Origin of the sequence: Kocuria salsicia, from assembly GCF_007681555.1 — a bacterium.
GTDB classification, from domain to species: Bacteria; Actinomycetota; Actinomycetes; order Actinomycetales; family Micrococcaceae; genus Kocuria; species Kocuria salsicia.
The window spans coordinates 1-22,363 of sequence record NZ_VELE01000010.1 but is presented as its reverse complement, the minus strand read 5'-3'; the positions used below and the strand labels follow the sequence as shown (position 1 = coordinate 22,363).

The following is a 22,363-nucleotide window of genomic DNA, read 5'->3' as shown; positions in this document are numbered from 1 at the left end:
GGGGGTATTTTCGTACGCCCCGGGACCCCTGGACTCCCGGGGTTGCGGAGGTGCCGGGGCTCCGATCCCCGACTCTCCAGGCCCTCGGGCGCCGTCGTCCCCCGACCCGGGCCCGTAGGTTCACATCCCGCCGCAGACCCGGGCCACAGGAGCCCCCGTGCGTATCCTTGACCGTGAGCCAGGACACAGTCGATGATCGGGGAACCATGACACCACGGCCGCACGACGCCGCCGCACCGCGCGCGCAGGATTCCCGGGGGATCTCCGCCCGCCCGGCCCCCATGGAGCGCGACCCCGGGATGCCGGTGTCCACGTGGCGGCTGCGCAGCGACTGCTGGGAGTATCTGGGGTTCGCGGTCAAGCGACTGGCCACGGACCACGACCACGCGGAGGCGCTCGCGGGCGACGGCGAGATCCAGCGCAACCTCCGGGCGCTGGAGACCATCGAGCTCTACTGGGGCGGCTTCGGGCAGCGCTACGTGATGGCCATCCGCGACCTGCTCGAGGCGGGCGACTACCCTACCGCCCAGGACCGCATCCGGCGCGTGGTCCGGCGGCTGCGCAGGGACTCCCTCCCGGAGGAGCCCCGGGACGACTTCCTCGACGAGCAGGAGCGCGCGGAGCAGCTCAACGACGAGGAGACCCGGCCGCGCTTCGAGGTCCTGGTGGTCGACCAGATCCGGCCGCAGGACAGGGACGCCCTGCGGGTCGAGACGCTGCGGTTGCGCAACCCCGCGGACGACTTCGTCTACGACTACGTGATCGTCCCGTCCGCGGACGACGCCGTGGCAGCGGTCCTCACGAACCCGCACATCCTTGCGTGCGTGCTGCGCCCCGGTTTCAGTGAGCACACGCGGGAGAAGTTCAGCAAGGACCTGACGGAGACCGTCCGCCTGGCGCGCGAGCAGGTGGTCCCGGGGGCCGCGTCCGGGCGCAGCTCGCTCGCGTCAGTGCAGCGGGTGCTCGGGCTGGCGGACACTCTCTCAGGGCTGCGTCCGGAACTCGACCTCTACCTGGTGGCGGGCGCGCACATCGAGGACCTGGCCGGGGCGCTGACCCGGCGGTTCCGGCGGGTTTTCCGGCGCGAGGACCAGCTGGAGCTGCACCTGTCTCTGCTGCGCCGGGTCTCGCACCTCTACGACACGCCCTTCTTCTCAGCCATCCAGGAGCACGCCCGGCGCCCCGTGGGGGTGTTCCACGCGCTGCCGGTGGCTCGTGGTGGCTCGGTGATGTCCTCCCCGTGGATCCGTGACCTCTCGGACTTCTACGGACTGAACCTGCTGCTCGCGGAGACGAGCGCGACGTCGGGCGGGCTGGACTCGCTGCTCGCACCCACCGGGGCGATCAAGAAGGCGCAGGACCTGGCCACCCGCGCATACGGGGCCAAGCACACGTTTTTCGTCACGAACGGCACGTCCACGGCCAACAAGATCGTGCACCAGGCGCTCACGGCGCCGAACGACGTGGTGCTGGTGGACCGCAACTGTCACAAGTCCCACCACCACGCCGTGATGCTCACCGGCGCCCGACCGGCCTACCTAGAGGCGTACCCGCTCAACGACTTCGCGTTCTACGGGGCCGTCCCACTGAGCCGGATCAAGCAGCTGCTGCTGGACTACCGTGCGCAGGGCCGCCTGGACGAGGTCCGCATGATCACGCTGACCAACTGCACCTTCGACGGCATCGTCTACGACCCCGAGCGGGTCATGGCGGAGTGTCTGGCCATCAAGCCCGACCTCGTGTTCCTGTGGGACGAGGCGTGGTTTGCGTTCGCCGCGTTCCACCCCGTGACACGACGGCGTACGGCCATGGCCTCAGCCCGCAGGCTCGAGCGCCGGCTCGGCACCCGCGCCCACGAGGCCGCCCACCGGCAGCAGCAGGAGCGGCTCTACGCCCCGGACGGCACCCCCGCACCGGACGAGGTCTGGCTTGCCGAGCGGCTCGTGCCCGCCCCGGACGCCCAGATCCGGGTGTACGCCACGCAGTCCACGCACAAGACCCTCACCGCGCTGCGGCAGGGATCCATGATCCACGTCTACGACCAGGAGTGGTTCCGGGAGGCGGAGGACCCCTTCCACGAGGCGTTCATGACGCACACTTCGACCTCCCCGAACTACCAGATTCTCGCGTCCCTGGACATCGGGCGCCGGCAGGTGGAGCTCGAGGGCTACGAGCTCGTGCAGAAGCAGCTGGACCTCGCCACGAGTCTTGCCCAGGCGATTGCCCGGCACCCGCTGCTGCGCAGGACCTTCACGGTGCTCACGGCACACCACCTGATCCCGCCGGAGAACCGGCAGACCCAGCGGCCCATGCCCATGCGGGACGGCACGGCGTCCATGTGGAAGGCGTGGGCCGAGGACGAGTTCGTGGTGGACCCCTCACGCATCACCATCGAGATCAGCCGCACGGGTGTGGACGGGGACACGTTCAAGCACGAGTACCTCATGGACCGCTACGGGATCCAGGTCAACAAGACGAGCCGCAACACCGTGCTGTTCATGACGAACATCGGCACCTCCCGCAGCGCGATCGCCTACCTCATCGAGGTGCTGGTGAAGCTCGCGGAACGCTTCGAGGAGGACTGGGCGCAGAGCGCCCCGAGCGTCGTCGCCCGGGACGAGCGGGAGATGCCGCCTCTGCCGGACTTCAGCTCCTTCGCCCCGCCCTACGCCACGGACGGCGTGCTGCCGGACGGGGACATGCGCGCCGCCTTCTACCGAGGTCAGCGCGGGGCCGTGGAGTACGTGCTGGGAGACACGCTGCGCGAGCGGGTGGCGCGCGGCGAGGAACCCGTCTCGGCCGCCTTCGTGACGCCGTACCCGCCCGGTTTCCCGATCCTGGTGCCGGGCCAGGCCATCACGGCGGAGGTCCTCGCGTTCATGGCTGTGCTCGACACTCGCGAGGTCCACGGCTACGACCCCCGCCGCGGCTACCGCATCATGCGCCGATGACCCGCTCCGTGCCTACTTGCGGCGCGGCGTGAACGTGGTGGAGCACTTCCAGGTGGTGCCCCCGCCGGTGGCGACGACGTCCACGCGCACCGTGCGACCCGGCGTTGCCCCCGCAATGGGATAGCGCACGGCGGCCGTGCCACGGGTGGAGGCCTTGGTGGACTTGGCGTTTGTGGTCGTCTTGTAGCGGGCGCTCGTCGTGACCTTCGCGCCGTTGCCCACCTTGGACACGTGGACCACGGTGGTCGTGTACTGGCGCGGCTGCTTGACGGAGACGCTTGCCTGGCAGGGCCGCACAGTGGCGGCCTCCGCGGGAGCGGCTCCGGCAACGGAGAGGCCCGCCGTCAGCACGAGCGCCGCGAGGGCGGTGGCGGATGAGCGGCGAAGGGTGGAGACAGTGACCATGAGAGGGTCCTTTGTTCCGGACGACCGCGGCACCCAGCCCGATGCACAGGGGGACCGGCAGCCCGCCGCTGCGCGCCGTCGTCGTCACGTCCGATGGGGATGGCAGAACTGTAGCCCGGCCAGTGACCACCCGGTACGTTTGCGCATGAAAACGGCCCCCGCGACGGATTGTGACGCGAGGGCCGGTGCTTCGGGGAGGTCGCTCAGGAGACCGCGCTGAGCACCGGGGGCTGGACGGGCAGGCGCACGGGGTGGAAATCGGCGTCGAACTGGGCGCCGAGACCACGCTGGATGAAGCGGACGGTGGCCTGCGTGCGCTCGTTCTGGGCGCGGGTGCTCTCCACGCTCTTGCTGCGGTCCGCCGTGGCGGTCAGGGAGCCATGCACCAGCTGGGACAGCTCGGCGGTGTCGCCCTGCGGCAGGTAGCCCTCGTCCATGGCGCGCTGCAGGATCTCCGAGAGCACGGCCTGCAGCTGGGCCACGTGCTTGCCCAGCTTGGCGAAGTCCTCCGGGGAGAGCACAGTGCGCATGGCCTGGCCGGGGGGCAGGTGGCGGCGGCTGAGGTCCTCGATCTGAACGCGGATGTACACGCCCAGCTGGTCCACCGGGTTCTCCACGGCGGCGAGCTCCCGGTTCAGATCTGAGACGAAGCGCTCGGTCTTGTCCAAGGCGTAGGCCACGAGCAGCTCGCCCATGTCCGCGAAGTAGTTGTAGACCGCCGTGCGGCCCACACCGGCAGTCTTGGCCACGCGGGTCATCGTGAGGTCCGTCAGTCCGTTGCTGTAGAGCAGCTCTCCGAACGCGTCGAGAATGGAGCGCTGCGTGCGCTCACGCTGTGCGGCGTTGCTGGAGGCTGAGATGCGGGGCATAACGACACCTTATCCGATTCTGTCAGCAAAATGGAGGGCTTGCCGACTGCCGTGGGTTCTTGCCTCCATTCCACCCCACCCGAGCCGGGAATGCCCTGCGCAACAGGGCATTCCCGGCAGGCTTACAGGAATCTCAGTGCCGGTGTTCTGTCACACCTCAGCGGCAAGCCCGCCCTGCCACAGGGAGTCGAAGGGCAGGCGCGAGCTCAACCGGTGCCGGATCCCGGCGGTGACGAAGCGCTTGGCGGTCCGGGCGGCGTCCAGGGGAGCGGCACCCTTGGCGAGTTCGGCAGTGATGGCGGCGGCCAGGGAGCACCCGGCGCCGGAGACCGGCACCTCGCTGACCTTGGGCTCGCTGAGCACCTCGAGGGTGGAGCCGTCGTAGAACACGTCCACGGCGTCCGTTCCTGCCAGGCGCACTCCACCCTTGGCAAGCACCGCGGCGCCCGAGGAGTCGTGGATGCGCTGCGCGGCCTCCTTGAGGTCCTCCACCGAGTCGATGGACTCCATCCCGGACAGCGAGAGGGACTCGAAGTGGTTGGGGGTCACGAACGTGGCCAGCGGCAGCACCTCCGCCTTCAGCGCCTGGTCCGTGTCCAGGGCGGCACCAGGCTCCTGGCCCTTGCAGATCAGCACGGGGTCCAGCACCAGGTGCTTCGGCCGGAGCTCCTTCATGGCGGTGGCCACGGTGCGGATGGTGTCCGGGTGGCCGAGCATGCCGATCTTCACGGCGTCCAGGTCGAATGCCGCGGTGATGGTCTGCAGCTGGTTCGCCAGGGTCTGCTGGTCCACGGGGGTCACGCGGTGGTCCCACCCGTTCTCCGGGTCGAACGCCACGATGCACGTGAGTGCGAGGGAGCCGAAGACCCCCAGCGAGGTGAAGGTCTTGATGTCCGCGAGCGCGCCGGCACCGCCGGTGGCCTCGGAGCCCGCGACGGTCATGGCGACGGGCGGCTGGTTTCGTGTGGTTTCACTCATGGACAGTATTGTGCTCCGCCCCGCACCGGCCCCGCGAGTTCCCCACGCCCCACTACACTGGGTGCGACGTCGGGTGGCAGGCGACGTCCCCTCGACGTCCCTCGACTCCAAGGACATCTGTGTCTTCCCACGCCACCCCGCCGCGCCCTTCTGCCGCCCCGCCTCCCGCACGCGGGGCCGCCTTAGCGAGCCGCCCCCGCACGTACTTCGACCTCGTCCTCGCGGGCTACTGCGTGATTCTCGTGCTCTCCAACATCGGGGCCACGAAGGGCGTGCAGTTCGGGCCGGTCATCACGGACGGCGGCTTCTTCCTCTTCCCCCTGGCCTACGTGCTGGGGGACGTGGTCTCTGAGGTCTACGGCTTCCGCGCGGCCCGCCGGGCGATCCTCACGTCGTTCTTCTTCGGTGCGTTCTCGTCCCTGGTGTTCTGGATCGTGATCGCCCTCCCGGCCGCCCCGTTCTACGAGAACCAGTCCGCGTTCGAGGCGGTGCTGGGCCCGGTGCCGCTGATCGTGGCCGGCTCGCTGCTGGGCTACCTGGTGGGGCAGCTGCTCAACGCCTACGTGATGGTCAAGGTCAAGGAGCGCACCAGCGAGAAGCACCTGTGGGCGCGGCTGATCTCCTCGACACTGGTGGGGGAGCTCGTGGACACGTTGATCTTCTGCGCGGTGGCCGCACCCGTGATCGGGATCGACTCGTGGTCCGCGTTCGTGAACTACGCCGTGGTGGGCTACGTGTACAAGTGCCTCGTGGAGGTCGTGATCATGCCCGTGACATACGCGGCTATCGCCTGGATCAAGCGCCGGGAGCCCGGCTACGCGCAGTCCGCCACGAGCCAGGGGTGAGGCTGGCGGGCACCGGCGGCAGCGGCCTCGTCGTGCCCAGGAGGAGCGCTCAGCGGTCCAGGTGGGCGAGCTGCGCGGCGATCGAGTGCTCGGCCGCGCGGCGCGCGCCGCCGGGCACGTCCGGGTAGACCACGTCCGTGACCGCCTCGACGCTGGCCCCGGAGCCGAGCCTGTTCACGACGTCGCGCACCTCCTCGAGGCGCGCGCGCCGGTGCCGCAGCAGCTCCAGGCACGTCTCGCGCAGGTCCGGCAACGGGTCCCCGTGGGCGGGCAGGCCCACGACACCGGCGCGCTGCGAGAGACGCTCGAGGGAGGCGAGGTAGTCGGTCAGGGAGCCGTCCGGGTGATCGATCATGGTGGTGCCGCGGCCCAGCACGGTGTCCCCCGTCAGCACCGTCTCCGGGACGTCGTGGGGCAGACGCAGGCATACCGAGTCCGAGGTGTGCCCGGGGGTGGCCATCACGCGGATGCTCACGCCGGCGGCCAGGACGGAGTCCCCGTCCCGCAGCGGTTCGCCGCTGTCCCGGCAGAACTGCGGCAGCGCGGCGCGCACGGGGGCACCGGTGATCTCGTGGAGCCGGTCGATGCCGTCCGTGTGGTCCCCGTGGCGATGCGTCACGAGGATCAGCACCACGGTGCCCGTGGCCGCGACGGCCTGCAGATGCTCCTCGTCCGCGGGGCCCGGGTCCACGACGACGACGTCGGGGCCGGGCCACTCGCCGCGACCCTGCGCTGACGGGTGGTTGCCGTAGTGCGGGTGCTCCGGGCCCTCACCCCGGCCCGAGAGGATCCAGGTGTTGGTCCCGTCCAGCGTCATGGGGCCGGAGTTCGGGGCGAGCACCACGCCCGCCGAGCTGCTCACGCGGTGCAGCTTGCCGGGGACGGCCTCGTAGGGGCGGGCCAGGCTCACAGGCGGCCTTCCTGCACCGCCGCCGCGATCGTGTCGAAGGCCGTGATGGTGCTCAGCAGCATCCACGCGTCCTGCGGAACCGGCCAGCTGGAGAGCTTCACGGCGACCACGCGGGCCGGGCGGTTCACGTAGATCATCTGGCCGTGGATGCCCAGGGCGAGCACCACGTCCGAGCCCTCACGGGGAATCCAGAACTGGTTGCGGTACATGCCGCCGGGCATCCGGGTGTCCGTGGGGGAGTCTGCGAAGACCTGCCGGGAGTCCGGTGCACCGGTGAGCGTGTCGTGGATCCACTCGGCCGGGGTGACCCGCGCGCCCGTCATGGACACGCCGTCGCCCAGCACCACGCGGCCCACACGGGCCATGTCCCGCAGGGAGGCAGAGATGCCGCCGTCGAACATGCCTGTGCCGGTGGAGTCCACGCCGATGTTGGCGTCCTCCTCCGCGCCGATGCGGCTCCACAGCAGACGGGACATCAGCTGAGGCATGCGCGCGCCGCCGGCGGCCTCGCAGATCCATCCGAGCACGTCGGTCTCCGCCGAGCGGTACTCGAACAGCCCGCCGTGCTCCCGGACCTTCTGCAGACCCAGGAGGAACTCGTACATGCTGCGCGGGCCCGGGTGGGTCCACGCCTTCCAGCCGATGGCTTCCTCGAGCTGGCGCACCTCGGCGTCCGGATCCGTGTACTCCTCGGAGAACCGCACGCCGGTGCGCATGTCCAGCAGCTGGCGCACGGTGGCGCCGGCGTAGCCGGAGTACGCGAGCTGCGGCACGTACGCGGTCACGGGCGCGTCCGGGTGCAGCAGGCCCGCGCCCCACAGGGAGCCGGACACCAGGCTGACCAGGGACTTGCTCACGGACATCAGCAGATGACGGGTGCCCGGGGCCATGCCGCTCGGGTAGTGCTCCGCGAGCAGGCGGCCGTCGTGCTCCACGAGCCAGCCGTCCGTGTACGTCCAGTCCATGACCTCCCGCACCGTCAGGAACCGGCCATCCACTGTGACGAGGGGCAGCTCATCCACGGGGGCGGGTGCGCTCTCGAACGGGGCGGTGGGTGCCGCGGCGCGGGAGATCACGGCGGTGGGCAGGATGTCCGCGATGTGCTGGAAAGACCACGCGAGCTGCTCGGGCGTCTGCCAGTTGTTGAGAGTGACCCCCGCGCCAGGAGAGCTACTGGTTTCGCTCAGCAAGTCAGGCCTTCAAACCTGCGGATCCCCTGGCCCCTGCCGGGCGAACCAGGGGAGTCACGGCGTACATGTTCCGGAAGGACTCGATCAGGTGCTTGGCCCTGATGCTCAGGCCGAGCCCGTCCCGTGCGGCGCGCTGCAGCCGTCCCACCGAGACGATGATGCCGAGGTCTGCGCCCTTCCAGCGGAACTCGCCGGGACCGTAGATCCGCATGAAAAAGACTTCCGACGAGTTCTGGAGCTGGTGCCAGTCTAGTGCCGCGCGGCGGAAGACCAGTTCGCCGTCCGCGTTCACGAAGTACTGGCCGGTGCGGGGCGCCTTGTCGATCCGGGCCACCCCGGGACCGGTCTCCTTGACCACTGCCTGGCTCCACACGTCCACGGCCGCGAGCTCGGCCCAGCGCTCGTTGATCTCGTCCACGTCCAGCTGCACCTCGACGTCCATGTACTGCAGCAGGTGGAACAGGAACAGTGGGATGTCCGCGTATGCGCCTGCCGTGACCTGCGTGATGGCCGTGGCGCCGGAGATGCGCGGGTTCAGCTCGCCCAGGTAGACGTCCTTGGTGTCCGTGTCCACAAGCACGTCCACCTCGAAGAAGCCCTTGTAACCCTCCTGGCCCAGGCGGTCGCCCAGCCGGCGCACCATGCCTGCGGCCACGGCCCGAGTCTCGTCGTCCAGGACATCTGGGAAGGTCTCGTTGCCGCACCAGCCGCCGCGGTAAGGGGTGAGTTCCGCATAGCCTGTGAGCTCGGTCATGAACGGGCCCACGATGGTGCCGGCGCTCGTCTGCACCGCCTCCACCGCCACGGGCACGTTGTTGATGCGCTTCATGACCTTGACCTCGTGGCCCACGATCTCACCCGAGTGCTTCTCCCAGTCCTCCTCCGAGGCGATGAAGAACGTGGTCTTGCCGGAGTCCCCGTAGGCGGTCTGCACCACCAGGTCCGTGCCCAGCCCGTAGTCCTCGGACTGCTCGCGCAGGTCGTCCCATGAGTCCACGGTGGTGAGGACGTTCGGCACGGACGGCACGCCCACCTCGTTGCCGAGGCGCGTGGTCACGAGTTTCGAGTCGAGCATCTCGCGCAGCTCCGCCTTGGGCAGGATCAGGTCGTAGCCGAGCTCCTCGCAGATCTCCTCCGTCTCCTCATTGAAGAAGACCAGGGCGATCTTGGGCCGGTTGCCGTGCGGCGTGCGGGACTCGATGTGCGCGCGCACCTCGTGGTGGCGCAGCAGCCAGTTGTTGATGTCCTCGCCAGACTCGAACTCGCGGGCCGGCTTGTCCTTGGGCGTGAAGATGCGCGGGTGGGCTCCGTCCCAGCCGTCGTAGTACGAGACGTAGGACAGGTTGCGGACCCAGCGGTCCAGGCCCAGCAGGTTGAACGGCGTGGCGCCCACGAAGAACACTGGGACGTCGTTGACGCGGAAGAAGTGGCGCACCTCGGACATGTTGCGCAGCACCCGGCGGGTGGGGCCGACGACGTCGAACGGCACGTACTTGGCGTCCGCCGCCACCCCGTAGCCTCCCGCGGAGGTCTCCGGCGAGTCGTCCACGGAGCCCGGGCGGCCGGTCTCCGGCTCGGCAGGCACGTCCTCCGGCAGTGATTCGACGGGGGGAGTGGCGAGGTCTGGCCCCGCGGCGTCGTCGACGGCGGGCGTGGCGGCCATGGTCTGCGAGACCTGCGCGCGCAGCAGCTCCTCCTCCGACGCACCCCGTCCTGAAGTCCCCTGAGTTTCCGAACGACCTGCGGTGTCGGTCACGATGACCACTCCTCTGCATCGGTGTGAGTTCCGTTTATACAGGCCGCCGTTTGTGAGGAGCAACACAGAGGAGCCGAGCACGGGTAATTGCGCACAACGTGTCGTGATGTGGAGAGCCCGCGCGGCGATCAGGACCAGACCGATCATGAGTTCGGATGATATCCGCCGTGGTCATGGGGACGTCGCGTGCGACGTGCGGGGGTGGGCCCCGCGGCGTCGTCGTCCTCAGATGTTCGGCTGGGTCGTGCCGTAGTAGCTGCCCAGAAACTCGTCCCGGTACTCGAAGTAGGTGCCGTCGTCGATGGCCGCGCGGGCCCCGGCCACGAGGTCCAGGACGAAGCGCTCGTTGTGGATGGACGCCAGGGTGGCGGCGTTGCGCTCCTTGGACTTGAACAGGTGCCGCAGGTAGGCACGCGTGTAGTGCGTGCACGTGTAGCAGGGGCACGTGTCCGAGATGGGGGTGAAGTCCCGCTTGAAGCGGATGTTCGTGAGGTTGACCCGGCCCGTGGGCGAGTAGACGGCCGAGGAGCGGGCCACGCGGGTGGGGGAGACGCAGTCGAAGGTGTCCACGCCGTTGTCGATCGCGGTGAAGATGTCGTCCGGCTCGGAGATGCCCAGCAGGTGCTTGGGGGTGTTCTCCGGCAGCTCCTCGGTGCACCAGCGCACGATCGTGCCCAGTTGCGACTTCTCCAGTGCGCCGCCGATGCCGAAGCCGTCGAAACCCATCCCGGACAGGTCCCGGCAGGCCCGGCGGCGCAGGTCCTCGTACTGCGCGCCCTGGACCACGCCGAACAGCGCCTGGTAGGGCTTGTGGGTGCGCTCCTCCGTGAGCCGGTGGTGCTCGGAGACGCAGCGCAGCGCCCACGTCCGGGTGCGCTCCAGGGCGACCTCCTGGTACTCGCGGGAGTTGTGGAGGGTGGTGAGCTCGTCGAAGGCGAACATGATGTCCGCGCCGATGTTGTGCTGCACCCGCATGGAGACCTCGGGGGTGAACCGGTGCAGGTCACCGTTGAGGTAGGAGCGGAACCACACGCCGTCGTCGTCCACGCGCGCCATGCGCTTCTGGCCGGGCGCCATCTGGGAGTCCCCCAGGGGGTTGGCCACGGTGGACATGTCGATGACCTTGCCCAGACCCGAGCCCAGGGACATCACCTGGAACCCGCCGGAGTCCGTGAAGGTGGGGCCCGGCCAGTTCATGAAGGTGCTGAGCCCGCCGGCCTCGTCCAGGACGTCGTCCCCGGGTTCGAGGAACAGGTGGTAGGCGTTCGCGAGCATCGCCTGCGCGCCCTCCGCCGCCATGGACTCGGGCAGCACGGCCTTCATCGCGGCCTGGGTGGCCACGGGGATGAACGCGGGCGTCTGGATCTGACCGTGCGGCGTGATGATGGTTCCGGTGCGCGCCTGGAACTGCCCGCCGTTCTCGCGGATCCGCGCCTCCGGCACACCCTTGCCGTCACGCAGACGGGTGTGGAACTGGAAGCTGAACGCGGGAACGGAGTCTGGGGAAGGCACCTCACCATTGTGCCGGACCGCGGAATCCCCATGGTGCCGCTTCCGGCGTGACGACGCTGATCCCGCAGAACAATCCCTGGTGCATTGCCGGTGCGTCCCGTCACCGGCCTCCCATCGCTGTCCCTCGCACGGCCGCTGAGGGCACTCCACGAACACCCCCGAGTCGATTTCCTGACGGATTCGCCGCCCTACACGCAGGTCGGCCTTGAAACTCTCAGGGGCCGTCGTCAGGTCACGGACGAATACCTCGTCACACTGGCCGCACTTGCCGGGGTGGAGCTCGCAACCTTTGACCGGGCGCTGGGCGCGAGTCATCCGGAGCACGTCCCCCGTCTGGACTGACTGCGGGCCACCCGGTCTGTGCGGGGCACCGGATCGTGGCCAGCCGGGCAAGGGTGTCAGCCGCCGTGCGATGCGTGTCCCAGCCGCTGGGACACCTCGTCCGCCGCGGCGGTGCACGTTGCCGCGATCTGCTCCACCTGGTCCTCCGTGACGCGGTAGCGCGGCGCCGCGATGATCACGGCGGCCACGAGCTCGTCCCGGTGGTCGAAGACGGGCGCGGCCACGCCCACCTCGTCCACGCGGGTCTTGCCGTAGTTCACGGCCACCCCGGCGGCGCGCACCTCGGTGAGGGCCTCCAGGTAGCGGGCGACGGCGTCGTCGGCCGCGGAGTGGTGGGTCACGGTCCCCGCGAGCAGCAGGGCGCGGACCCGCTCCGCGGGCTGGTGGGCCAGGAAGATCTGCACGGACGAGCTCAGGGCGGTGTCGTACCGGGTGCCGAGTGGAATCGTGTGCCGGATCTCCTGCGGACTGGGGATCTGCTCCACGCACACGGTCTCGGAGCCGTTCCAGACCACCAGGGCACTGGTCTCGCCGGTCTGCTCGGTCAGCTCCTGCAGCACTGGGTAGGCCACGCGGCGCTCGTCCAGATCGGCCAGCAGCGGCCCGGCCAGGGTGATCAGCCCGAGCCCCAGACGGTAGCGGCGGCTCTGGGGGTCACGCTCCACCAGGTGCTCCTGCTCGAGGGTCGCCAGGATGCGGGAAACGGTGGACTTGTGCAGCCCCACCCGCCCGGCGATGTCGGTGACACCCAACAGGGGATCGTCGTGGGAGAAGCAGCGCAGCACGCTGACTGCGTTGGCGATGACGGGGGTGGTGCGGGAGTCGGCTGCGGACTCGGATCTCGGGGGTGCCATAGGACTTTACATTCTTGCGCAGATGGGGCCGGAGCCACGGCAGGCCTCGGGGGTGGCGCCGTGCGGACACGGTGCCACCCCCGCGGTGCTGCGACTGACTAGGCCGGGATGATGTTGTGCTCAGGACCGTAGGGGAACTTGGTGATGTCCTCCGTGGTGTCCTCCCCGATCACCACGATGTCGTGCTCGCGGTAGCCTCCGGCACCGGGCTCGCCCTCCGGGATGGTGATCATCGGCTCCATGGATACCACCATGCCCGGTTCCAGGACGGTGTCGATGTCCTCGCGCAACTCCAGTCCCGCCTCGCGGCCGTAGTAGTGGGAGAGCACGCCGAAGGAGTGCCCGTAACCGAACGTGCGGTTGGCGAGCAGCCCGTGGGAGATGTAGATCTCGTTGAGCTCCGCGGCGATGTCCTTGCACACCGCACCCGGTTTGATGAGCTCCAGGCCCCGTTCGTGCACCTGCACGTTGATCTCCCACAGCTCGCGCGAGCGGGCGTCCGGCTCACCCAGGAACAGGGTGCGCTCCAGGGCCGTGTAGTAGCCGGAGGTCATGGGGAAGCAGTTCAGGGACAGGATGTCCCCGCGCCGCAGCTTCCTGGTGGTGGCCCAGTTGTGGGCGCCGTCCGTGTTGAGCCCGGACTGGAACCACACCCAGGTGTCCCGAACCTCGCGCAGGGGGAACGTCCGCGCGATCTCGTGCACCATGGCCTCCGTGCCGGCCAGTGCCACCTCGTACTCGCTCACCCCCTCGCGGATAGCCTCCCGGATGGCCTCGCCGCCGAGGTCCGCGATACGCGCACCGTGGGTGATGACCGCGATCTCCTCCGCGGACTTGATCATGCGCTGGCGCATGGCGTCCAGGGAGACGTCCACCAGCTCGGCGTCCGGGAACGCATCCTGGATGCGTTGACGGTTGAGCAGGGGCAGGGCGTCGTCCTCCACACCGATCCGCCGCGCTGTCACGTTGCGCTGGCGCAGCACCTCCTGCAGTGCGAAGTAGTAGTTGTCCCGGCGCCAGTCCGTGTAGATCACGTTCTCGCCGTAGCTGGTGCGCCACGGCATGCCGGCGTCGATGTTCGCGGTCACCGTGACCGAGTCCAGTGCGGTCACCACGAGCGCGTAGCTGCGGCCGAACGTGGTGAACAGGAAGTCCGAATAGTACTTGATGCCGTGGTAGCTGGTGAGGATCACGGCGTCGATCTGCCGGGCGGCCATGATCGCGCGCAGTCCGGCCAGGCGGCGCTCGAACTCGGCGTCCGAGAAGGTCAGCTGCTCCTTCTCGCCGTTGTGCATGACCTTCAGGCGGGCCAGCTCGGAGACGTCGGTGGCTTCCGTCGTGCGCGTGGCTTCGGTGGCGGGTGAGGTGTTCATGATCCTCCTTGGTGGTGTGCTGTCGTGTTCTGGTGGGGTGGTCGTTCTCGTCTGGACGGGGGACTTCTCGGGCGGGGTGGCGGGTGAGGCGGGGGACGACGACGCCGCGCGGCGTCGCCCCCGGTATGGCGGTCAGTCGGTCAGGGGCTTGTCGCACGTCTCGTGGGAGAAGGCGACGGCGACGAGCGAGACTGCGGCGGCGACCATGAGGTACCAGGCCGGCGCGAGATCCGAGTCGAAGGCTGAGATCAGCAGCGTGGCCATGAAGGGGGCGGTGCCGCCGAAGACCGCGTTGGACAGGTTGAAGCTGACCGCGAAGCCGCTGTAGCGGATCCGGGTGGGGAACTGCTCGGCCAGGAAGCTGGGCAGAGTGCCGTCGTTGAGCGTGAGCATGGCCCCGAGGAGCACCTGCACGAGCAGCACCACCGCGAACGTGCCCTGGTCCAGGAGCATGAACAGCGGCACCGTGAAGAGGATGAAACAGATCCCTGCGGCCAGAAGCATCTTCTTGCGGCCGAAGCGGTCCGAGGCCAGGCCCGTGAGGAAGATGAAACCGATGTAGGACAGCAGTGCCAGGGACGTGGCCAGGAAGGATTCCGTCTTGCCGAATCCGATCTCCTCGGAAAGGTACGTGGGCATGTAGCTGAGCAGCATGTAGAAGCCGACGGCGTTGAGCAGCACCGCGCCGCACGCCCGCAGCAGGGTGGCCCAGTGGTGGCGGAACATGTCCCTCACCGGGGCCGGGATGACCTCGTCATCCTTGGCGAGCTCCTGGAAGACCGGAGTGTCCTCGAGCTTGGTGCGCACGTAGCGCCCGATCAGGCCCATGGGGGCGGCCAGCAGGAACGGGATGCGCCAGCCCCACGAGTTCATCTGGTCCCCGGAGAGCAGCGCGGACAGTGCGGCCACGAACAGCGAGCCGAACAGCAGACCGGCTGCGGTGCTGGCCGGAACCACGGCGGCGTAGATTCCGCGCCGGTTGGACGGGGCGTACTCGACCAGGAACGCGGAGGCGCCAGCGTACTCGCCCGCCGCGGAGAAGCCCTGGACGATGCGCACGATCAGCAGCAGGATCGGGGCGAAGATGCCGATGCTCGCATGGCCGGGGATCAGGGCCATGCAGAACGTGGCGCCCGTCATGATCAGGATGGACAGCGAGAGCGCGGTGCGCCGGCCCAGCTTGTCGCCCAGGTGGCCCCAGAAGAAGCCACCCAGGGGCCGCACGAAGAATGAGATGGCGAACAGCGCGAACGTGGCCAGAAGCGCCGTCTGCGGATCGGAGTCCGGGAAGAACACGACGGCGATGGTCGCGGCCAGGTAGCCGTAGATCGCGTAGTCGAACCACTCCACGAAGTTGCCGATGAAGCTCGCGGAGATCACGCGGCGTCGGGTGGCGGCCGAGACCGGGGCAGACGGCGCCTCGGGACTCCCCGCCGCGGGCGCGGGTTGGGCTGTGGCTTCGTGGGTCATGGGTCCCCCAGGGTGTGATGTTGCAATGTCTGCAACGCGGTTGCTTCAAAGTAGTAGTGGCCGATCGTTCCGTCAAGGGGTAGAGCTCTGTCTGCTTGCCGGATCGAGAGCGGGTGAGCGGCCTACTCCTCACAGAACACGCGTGTCGTTACGGTCGTGTTGCAACACCGTTGCGAGCGAGGGAACGATTTCCTGGGTGGGTGCGGACGGGGGGACGCATCTGAGGGAGAATGGGGCGTCCCCGTGTCACCCCGTGGAAAGGCGCTCCAGCACACGTGAGTCAGATTTCCGAGTTCTTCACGATCCAGCCGTCCCAGCGCGACCACGTCCCGGCGGCGCGGATCGCCCTGTCGGTGGCGATCCCCCTGCTGGTGCTGCTGCTCGTGGACCGTACGGACCTGGCCATCTACGCGGCGTTCGGGGCCTTCACCTCCATCTACGCGCGCAACGAACCCGCCCGCGCACGTGCGGCACACCAGTCCTGGGCGGGTCTGCTGGTGGTGCTGTGCGTGATGCTGGGTGCTCTGCTGTCGGACGTGGGGGCACCGGAGCCTGCGGTGCTGGCCGTCACGGCGGTCGTGGCCGGGGTGGGTGCGCTGCTTGCGGCATACCTCACGCTCAAGCCGGCGGGCTCGCTGTTCTTCATCTTCGCGACGGGGGCGATCGGCACGCTGCCCGACGCGGCCCCCGTGTGGCAGGCCGGTGCGGTGGCCGCCGTCTCCGCAGCACTGTCCGTGGGCCTCGGTGCCGCTTTCACCCTCGTGGGCGAGGGCGTGCGGGGCCCCGTCGCACCCGTTCCTGCGCACCACGGCCTGAGCTGGGCGCAGCTGTGGGCCCACGCCGGGCGGTTCTTCGTAGCCACGGGCCTGGCCGCGGTGCTGGGCAGCCTGAGCGGACTCTCCCACAGCTACTGGGCCATGGTGGCGGCCGCGGCCCCAATTGCCGCGCCGGACCTCACCGCCCGCACCCTGCGCGCGGTGCACCGCGTGATTGGCACCCTGGGAGGTGTGGGGGTCACCGCGTTCCTGCTGTCCCTGCAACTGCAGAGCTGGCACATCGTGGTGTTCGTGATCCTGCTGCAGTTCCTCGCGGAGCTGTTCGTGGGGCGCAACTACTCCGTGGCGCTTCTGTTCATCACCCCGCTGGCCCTGCTGATGACCGAGCTCGCGAACCCTGGCGGGGCGTCCTCGCTGCTGCAGGCACGCGCGGTGGAGACGGTCATCGGTGCCGCGTGCGGACTCGCTGTGGTCTACGTGTTCCGATCACGCGAGGAGCGCATCGCGGACACGCAGGCCCTGCCGCTCATCCGGCAGGCCACTGGAATGATGCCCAGGGTCCCGACGCGGGACGAAGACTGAGAAGGCCTCAGCGGCCCCAGCCGGCGTGGGCGATGGCCTGGCGGATGAGGTCCTCGCGGCCGCCCTCGAACTCATCCTGGACGTCCAGCGAGAGGGCCTCGTCCGGGGTCATCCACGAGAGCTGCAGCGCGTCCTGGCGGGGCTCGCACTCACCGCGCACGGGGATGATGTAGCTCAGCGCCACGGCGTGCTGGCGGTCGTCGGTCAACCCCGTCTCGGACGGGGACGGGAAGAACTCCGAGACCGCGAACGGCACCGTGGTGGAGGGCATCTGCGGCATCGCCAGGCGCCCGAGGTCCTTCTCCAGGTGGCGCAGCAGCGCGGCGCGCACCGTCTCTCGGTACATCACACGCCCGGAGACGAACGTGCGCACCATGCGGCCTTCGTCGTTGGCGGTGAGCAGCAGCCCGATCTCAGAGAGACACCCCAGTGGGTCCAGGCGCACGGGAATGGCCTGGACGTACACGATGGGCAGCGTGGCGCGTGCTCGGTTGAGGTCCTCTTCGCTGAGCCAACCAGGGTTCGGGTCCGGTGTGCGTACTGAACTCATGAGTCGTTTCTACCCTCGTCACACCCTTTCGGGCCAGAGCGGATTCGCGTGCCGCGCCGGGTTCAGCGGTCAGCCGAAAGCGCCGCGGCCTCGAGGACCGTCCACGCCTGCACCTGGGTGCTCAGCTCCACGGGGGCTCCGGTGCGCTGGGTGTCGTTCGCGTGGCGGGAGGGCTCCGGGGAGAACACGGCCACCGTCTCGTGATCCACGGTCTGCGCGGTGACGCCGGGCCGGGAGAAGTCCACGTCCGGGTCGAACTCACGGCGGCCGTCCCACAGGGCGTCGGCGGTGGCGGCGACGAGCGCGCGAGCAGTCATGCGCGCTGTCGGCTCCAGCTGCGACGACGCCGCCGCCTCGCCCAGGTAACGCGCCAGGATCCCGGTGAACAGCCCGGCGTCTCCACCGCCCTGGCCCTTCAGGACGGGCAGGCCGTGCGGTCCCTCGACGGTGAACTCGCGGGCCGCCCCGTGGACGAGGCGTGCCGCACGGTCCAACCACAGCTTCCGCTGCGCCGGGTCCGTCACGTGCTGCGCGAGTTCGAGCGCCGCACCCAGGACCGGTCCACTGTTGTACGTGTACACGTGCGGGTCCACGGCGGTCGTCTCCGTGCCGGAGCCCGCCGCGATCAGCCGGACACCGTCCAGGAACACGCCGCGCTCGGCGTCGAAGAGCGTGTCGAAGAGCCACATCAGCAGGGCGTGGGCCTCCTCGACGCGGTGCATCCGCAGGAAGCTCAGCGCCACCGGCGCCGTGGACGCGGTGTTCTTGTAGTCGCGGGTCGTGTTCCACCACGAGCCGCCGCCCAGATTCTCGTCGCACCCCGCCTCGAGTCGCCTGGCCAGCGCCACGCCGTCGTCCTTCACCGTGCGCGTGGTGCGGCCCGTGGCCGCGACGTCCTCGTGGCGCAGCCTGCCCAGCGCGAGGGACAGCCAGGCCATGTCGTCGAAGAACACGTTGTTCGTCACCCGGCCGCCGCTGTGCACGGCGATGCCCCGCAGCAGCTGGTGCGCGCGGGAGCGGGCCAAGGCGGCGGCGTCGGCGTGAGCGGCACGGCGCTCGCGGGCGGCGGCGTCCAGGAACGCCTCCATGAGGTGCGCCTGCCACCAGTAGTGCCAGGGGCCGCGACGCGGGTGCGGGAATGCGACGGCGCCCAGGTACGTGCCCGGCACGCGGAACGCCCGGGAGCCGAAGAGGTGGTCCACGGAGTGGGCGGCCTTGGCGGCCCGGTGGGCGGGGGACTCGGACATGGCGGGGCTCCTGCGACGGCGGACGGGGTGTCCCAGAAGCCTACCGGGCGCCGCTGCGGGGGGGGGGGGGGTGCCTCTATGGTTTTCGTCAAGCCGCTAGGTGTAGTGACCGGGGACGTTGGTTGAGCTGCTTGCGGCGTGAGCCTGCATGATTTGGGCGGCGAGGTCGTGGAACCGAGCGGCCGCTTCGGTCGGGTTCAGGATGCGGATGTGGTCGCCGAACTGGAGGAGCTGTCGCACCGATTCGACGTCGGGGTAGTGAACGACGATTGGGGTCCACTCGTCCTCAGTATTGGTGATGTTGACCAGGCGTGTTCCGAGGATTCGCTGGGCCAGGTCCAGACGGGTCGAACGCAGCAGCGCGTGCACCTCGACACCGGGCTCCGAGTGGAAGCTGGCCAGCAGGTCCCGCCACACCGACCGGAGATCGCAGTCTGGTCGCAGTGCCGCGGTGTCCGTGAGGGACTCACAATCTTCGATGCGGCTGGTGTTGAACAGGCGGGGTTGCCCGTCAACGTCAGCCACGAGGTACCAAGAGCTGGCCTTGTTCACGAGCCCGTAGGGGTCTGCAGTGAGCCACTGCCCGATTGCCTCCCCGCTGCGTCGATATCGGAGGAGGATGCGTCGTCGTTCGCGCGCTGCGGCCAGCAGGTCGGTCAGGTCGAGTTCCTGCCCGGTCGTGAACCACCCCGATGGGTCGATGAGGAGCACCTCGGACATGGGCGAGGTGGTAGGAGCCTGCCTTCGCGTGGCGACGGCCGCCAGCTTCTCCCGGGCGCTGGTGTGAACTGCCTGCAGCCCGACCTGCTCGAAGAAGTTGGCCTCCAGTCCTGCGACGGTCAGCAACTGCAGCTCGGCAGGATCGAGACGCGCCACATCGAGACGGGATCGGCGGTCCAGCACAATCGCCCCGCCCCGGCCCTGCTCCGTATGGACCGGGACGCCAGCGGCCGACAGCGCCTCGACATCACGCAGGATCGTGCGCGGCGATACTTCGAACCGCCGGGCCAGCTCCTTGCTCGTCATCCGCTCATGGGTCTGCAGGAGCAGCAGGATCGACAAGAGCCTCGAGGACTTCATGGCCCGATCCTCACAGAAAACATGACAGTAGATGTCGTATTTGACTGATCGGATGAAGCCACCTGATCCACCGATCCGAAGGAGACATCCATGCCGGCACCCAACCTGTTCCTGACCTACGTCAGCGACGCCGAACGGTCCACCGCCTTCTACAGCAGCCTGTTCGACATCGAGCCCACTTTCACCAGCCCGCGCTACGTCGCTTTCGAGGTGGCACCCGGGGTGCTGTTCGCCATCTGGACCGGCGGCAACGAGAACACCACTCCTGAGACACCTCGCACAAGCGAGATCGGACTCATGGTCCCCGGTCCTGCCTCGGCCATCGACGCCGTCTACCAGGATTGGACTGCCAAGGGCGTGCGCGTTGTCGAGGAACCCCATGACGACGTGTTCGGTCGCACCTTCGTGATCGCCGACCCCGACGGCAACCTCATCCGAGTCAGCCCCATCGATTGACCCGACAAGAGGCCCTACGTGGCGGCGAGCACTCCCGCGTCGCGTACGCCGAGATCCATGACGACAAGACTGCCGTCACCTCCATCGCCGTGCTCGTGCGCGCTGTCGAGTGGTTCAACGCCCGCGGAGTCACCGTCGAGCGGGTCCTCTCCGACAATGGCGGCGCTTACCGCTCACACCTGTGGCGCGACACCTGCGCCGACTTGGGGATCACGCACAAGCGCACTCGGCCGTGTCGGCCGCAGACCAACGGGGAGATCGAGCGGTTCCACCGCACCATGGCTGATGGGTGGGCCTACGCCCGTTGCTGCACCAGCGAGCAAGAACGCCGAGACGCCCTGCCCGCCTGGCTGCACCAGTACAACGAGCACCGTCCGCACACGGCCTGCGGGAACCAGCCGCTGTTCTCACGTTTGATCAACGTCCCCGGTCAGTACACCTAGAAGACAAAACCAGCCGGTGTCGAGACGCTGCGAAGCTTGCACACGCGACGCTTTCGTTCTTGTGCAGGCATGGGCGCTCAATCCCGCTCAAGAGAGCGATCCATGACCAATAGGACGCCAACCCCGCCGTCGAACTCGATGCCCGCGAAGCGTGGACCCGTGGCAAGAACCCTGAAGTCGCAGGCTTCATGCAGGGCGAGGGAGGCTTGATTGCGCGCGTTGATGACGCTGTGGAGCGGTCCGCCCTCTGCCGACGCGGTGGCATCCCCCACCGCGCGCAGCAGTAGGCGACCGATCCCTGCGCGGCGGGCCTCCGGGATGACGGTCAGGCCTGCAGTCAGCCACCGCGCCGGATCCCCTGGCTGGAGAGGGACCCGGGTGGCCCCGGACCACCCAACGACTTTGGGCGGGGCGGTGCCGGTGTCCTCAGAAACCAGGAGGACAGGAGCGGTAGAGAGCAAGCGCACGGCAGCCGACCGATGATCTTCTGGGGTGCCCCCACGGCTGGCCATAACCGCGGCAAGGGCTGAGAGATCACGGGGCCCAGCGGGACGCACCCGTACGGCAGGGCGGGGGACGCCTCGGGCGCCGGGAGCCCAGGGAGCCCAGGCGCCGCTCATCGTGGGGCGTCGTTCGGAGCCAGTCGCTGCCAGAGCTCGTGGTCCTGCCAGGCCCCGGCGATCTTCAGGTACTGCGGGGCCAGTCCGTATCGCTGGAATCCATGGTGTTCGAGCACGCGACGGGAGGCCTGGTTGTGGGGAAGGGTCTCCGCCTGCACGCGATGGAGGCCGAAGTCCTCGAAGGCAATCCGCAGGGCCTGCTTGACTGCGGTGGTCGCCACGCCCCGGCCAGTCTGCTCGCGGGCGACCCAGTAGCCGAGGGAGCAGAACTGGCCGGCTCCGCGCACCACACTGGCGAGGTTCAGACGTCCGATGAGGGCGCAGGAGCCGTCGGTAATGACGAAGGCGTGAGAGCGGCCCGCTGCGCGGTCCGCGTCCGCCTGCTCCAAGACTTCCCGCTGGCCCTCCGCAGTGAACCAGGACTCCGGCCGGGCCGGCTCCCACGGGACGAGGTGCTCCCGCTGGGAGACGATCAGCGTCGCGAGGGCGGGGGCGTCGTCGGGAGAGGTGGGGCGGAGTCGGGTGGTCATGTGTCGCGCCCGGGGTGAGGGGTGCTGTCCTGCGGGCCGTCGAGGGGCTTCATGGCGGCCTCGACGCGCTCCGGCGTCATGTGGATCTGCGGGGTCAGCTCCTGGGGAGGGAAGTCGGGGTCGATGACGTCTCGCCAGAACTCAAGGTGCTTCTTGTCCAACCAGTGCTGCGACTCCTGGACAGAGGCGCGGTCTCCACCCTGCACGGAGTACCAGTAAAGGTAGGTGATGCCGTCGCGAACCTCACTGAGGATCGTCTCGACGTACATCTGCTCGGGCTCGAGGGTCTCGCGGAACGCCTTGGGATTGGCGCGGAGGAAGTCCATCCACGCGGCCGCGCGCTCCTCGGCGCCGGCGCGGACGCGGAATCGGGTCAGTTCGATGATCACGGCAACACCTTAAGTCACCTTGGTATGAGGTCCGGCCGCTGCCGGCCTAGAACACCGTGCGGCGGTCTAGCGGCCGGACCTAGGATGGACATTTGCCCACGCGAGATAACGGGAATTTATCGGCGCACTTCACAAGTTAGCCCCACCTACTCGGAGAGGGCGTAGCAAAAACGACCGTTTACGGCACAGTGTCCGCGTCGGCGTTGGAGAGCCGCTCATTACGATGAGGTGGTGA

General features: G+C 68.9%; 20 protein-coding genes and 1 pseudogene. 5 read left to right on the top strand and 16 right to left on the bottom strand.

Features of this window, described 5'->3' with window-relative positions; translation table 11 throughout:
* Window positions 1-206: 206 nt before the first annotated feature.
* On the top strand, window positions 207-2,951 hold the full coding sequence (locus FS770_RS11645; protein WP_145012164.1) for an aminotransferase class I/II-fold pyridoxal phosphate-dependent enzyme: 2,745 nt from the start codon (window positions 207-209) through the stop codon (window positions 2,949-2,951).
* 12 nt (window positions 2,952-2,963) lie between these two features.
* Here FS770_RS11645 and FS770_RS11640 read toward each other — a convergent pair whose 3' ends face one another.
* The 3 genes from FS770_RS11640 to FS770_RS11630 form a co-directional block, all read right to left on the bottom strand.
* Entirely contained in the window at window positions 2,964-3,356 is a 393-nt protein-coding gene (locus FS770_RS11640) for a hypothetical protein (RefSeq protein WP_145012021.1), read from the bottom strand.
* A gap of 203 nt (window positions 3,357-3,559) precedes the next feature.
* Window positions 3,560-4,225 carry a TetR/AcrR family transcriptional regulator gene (locus tag FS770_RS11635; protein ID WP_145012018.1) on the bottom strand — a complete coding sequence of 222 codons (666 nt, stop codon included), beginning with the start codon at window positions 4,223-4,225 and terminating at the stop codon, window positions 3,560-3,562.
* 150 nt (window positions 4,226-4,375) lie between these two features.
* Window positions 4,376-5,203 carry a hydroxymethylpyrimidine/phosphomethylpyrimidine kinase gene (locus tag FS770_RS11630; protein WP_145012015.1) on the bottom strand — a complete coding sequence of 276 codons (828 nt, stop codon included), beginning with the start codon at window positions 5,201-5,203 and terminating at the stop codon, window positions 4,376-4,378.
* Between the two features lie 119 nt (window positions 5,204-5,322).
* On the opposite strand from FS770_RS11630, the gene FS770_RS11625 reads away from it, so the two are divergent.
* A complete protein-coding gene (locus FS770_RS11625; RefSeq protein ID WP_145012012.1) occupies window positions 5,323-6,048 on the top strand; it encodes a queuosine precursor transporter in 726 nt (241 codons plus the stop codon).
* 49 nt (window positions 6,049-6,097) lie between these two features.
* Here FS770_RS11625 and FS770_RS11620 read toward each other — a convergent pair whose 3' ends face one another.
* The 7 genes from FS770_RS11620 to FS770_RS11590 form a co-directional block, all read right to left on the bottom strand.
* Window positions 6,098-6,952, bottom strand: a complete 855-nt coding sequence (locus FS770_RS11620) for an MBL fold metallo-hydrolase (protein ID WP_145012161.1) — start codon at window positions 6,950-6,952, stop codon at window positions 6,098-6,100.
* 2 nt (window positions 6,953-6,954) lie between these two features.
* Window positions 6,955-8,148 (bottom strand): serine hydrolase domain-containing protein, encoded by a 1,194-nt coding sequence (locus FS770_RS11615; protein ID WP_145012008.1) that lies wholly within the window; start codon window positions 8,146-8,148, stop codon window positions 6,955-6,957.
* A gap of 1 nt (window position 8,149) precedes the next feature.
* Entirely contained in the window at window positions 8,150-9,904 is a 1,755-nt protein-coding gene (locus FS770_RS11610; RefSeq protein WP_244944906.1) for a biotin carboxylase, read from the bottom strand.
* 225 nt (window positions 9,905-10,129) lie between these two features.
* Window positions 10,130-11,416, bottom strand: a complete 1,287-nt coding sequence (gene tgt, locus FS770_RS11605) for a tRNA guanosine(34) transglycosylase Tgt (RefSeq protein ID WP_145012005.1) — start codon at window positions 11,414-11,416, stop codon at window positions 10,130-10,132.
* A gap of 398 nt (window positions 11,417-11,814) precedes the next feature.
* The gene (locus tag FS770_RS11600; RefSeq protein ID WP_055086268.1) at window positions 11,815-12,612 is read right to left on the bottom strand and encodes an IclR family transcriptional regulator; all 798 of its coding nucleotides are present in this window, start codon (window positions 12,610-12,612) and stop codon (window positions 11,815-11,817) included.
* A gap of 98 nt (window positions 12,613-12,710) precedes the next feature.
* A complete protein-coding gene (locus FS770_RS11595) occupies window positions 12,711-13,985 on the bottom strand; it encodes a M24 family metallopeptidase (protein ID WP_055086270.1) in 1,275 nt (424 codons plus the stop codon).
* A gap of 132 nt (window positions 13,986-14,117) precedes the next feature.
* Complete coding sequence (locus FS770_RS11590; protein WP_144941135.1) at window positions 14,118-15,455, bottom strand: MFS transporter; 1,338 nt, start codon at window positions 15,453-15,455, stop codon at window positions 14,118-14,120.
* A 275-nt stretch (window positions 15,456-15,730) separates the two neighbouring features.
* On the opposite strand from FS770_RS11590, the gene FS770_RS11585 reads away from it, so the two are divergent.
* Window positions 15,731-16,813 carry an FUSC family protein gene (locus tag FS770_RS11585; protein ID WP_144828292.1) on the top strand — a complete coding sequence of 361 codons (1,083 nt, stop codon included), beginning with the start codon at window positions 15,731-15,733 and terminating at the stop codon, window positions 16,811-16,813.
* A gap of 7 nt (window positions 16,814-16,820) precedes the next feature.
* Here the strand turns inward: FS770_RS11585 and FS770_RS11580 are convergent, their stop codons facing one another.
* The 3 genes from FS770_RS11580 to FS770_RS13910 form a co-directional block, all read right to left on the bottom strand.
* Complete coding sequence (locus tag FS770_RS11580) at window positions 16,821-17,363, bottom strand: NUDIX hydrolase family protein (RefSeq protein ID WP_055086277.1); 543 nt, start codon at window positions 17,361-17,363, stop codon at window positions 16,821-16,823.
* Between the two features lie 62 nt (window positions 17,364-17,425).
* Entirely contained in the window at window positions 17,426-18,610 is a 1,185-nt protein-coding gene (locus FS770_RS11575) for a glycoside hydrolase family 76 protein (RefSeq protein ID WP_145011999.1), read from the bottom strand.
* A gap of 96 nt (window positions 18,611-18,706) precedes the next feature.
* Entirely contained in the window at window positions 18,707-19,690 is a 984-nt protein-coding gene (locus FS770_RS13910; protein ID WP_222126513.1) for a helix-turn-helix transcriptional regulator, read from the bottom strand.
* A 90-nt stretch (window positions 19,691-19,780) separates the two neighbouring features.
* On the opposite strand from FS770_RS13910, the gene FS770_RS11560 reads away from it, so the two are divergent.
* Complete coding sequence (locus FS770_RS11560; protein WP_145011993.1) at window positions 19,781-20,146, top strand: VOC family protein; 366 nt, start codon at window positions 19,781-19,783, stop codon at window positions 20,144-20,146.
* Window positions 20,147-20,172: 26 nt separating this feature from the next.
* A pseudogene (locus FS770_RS11555) lies at window positions 20,173-20,589 on the top strand (integrase core domain-containing protein); the annotation flags it as partial.
* A gap of 77 nt (window positions 20,590-20,666) precedes the next feature.
* On the opposite strand, the gene FS770_RS14335 reads toward FS770_RS11555, so the two are convergent.
* The 3 genes from FS770_RS14335 to FS770_RS11540 all read right to left on the bottom strand — a co-directional run bounded on the left by FS770_RS14335 (window position 20,667) and on the right by FS770_RS11540 (window position 22,128).
* The gene (locus FS770_RS14335) at window positions 20,667-21,101 is read right to left on the bottom strand and encodes a GNAT family N-acetyltransferase (protein WP_425323838.1); all 435 of its coding nucleotides are present in this window, start codon (window positions 21,099-21,101) and stop codon (window positions 20,667-20,669) included.
* 104 nt (window positions 21,102-21,205) lie between these two features.
* Complete coding sequence (locus FS770_RS11545; protein WP_145011986.1) at window positions 21,206-21,739, bottom strand: GNAT family N-acetyltransferase; 534 nt, start codon at window positions 21,737-21,739, stop codon at window positions 21,206-21,208.
* Complete coding sequence (locus tag FS770_RS11540; protein ID WP_145011983.1) at window positions 21,736-22,128, bottom strand: DUF6176 family protein; 393 nt, start codon at window positions 22,126-22,128, stop codon at window positions 21,736-21,738. Before FS770_RS11540 ends, FS770_RS11545 begins: the two co-directional genes overlap by 4 nt.
* Window positions 22,129-22,363 lie beyond the last annotated feature (235 nt).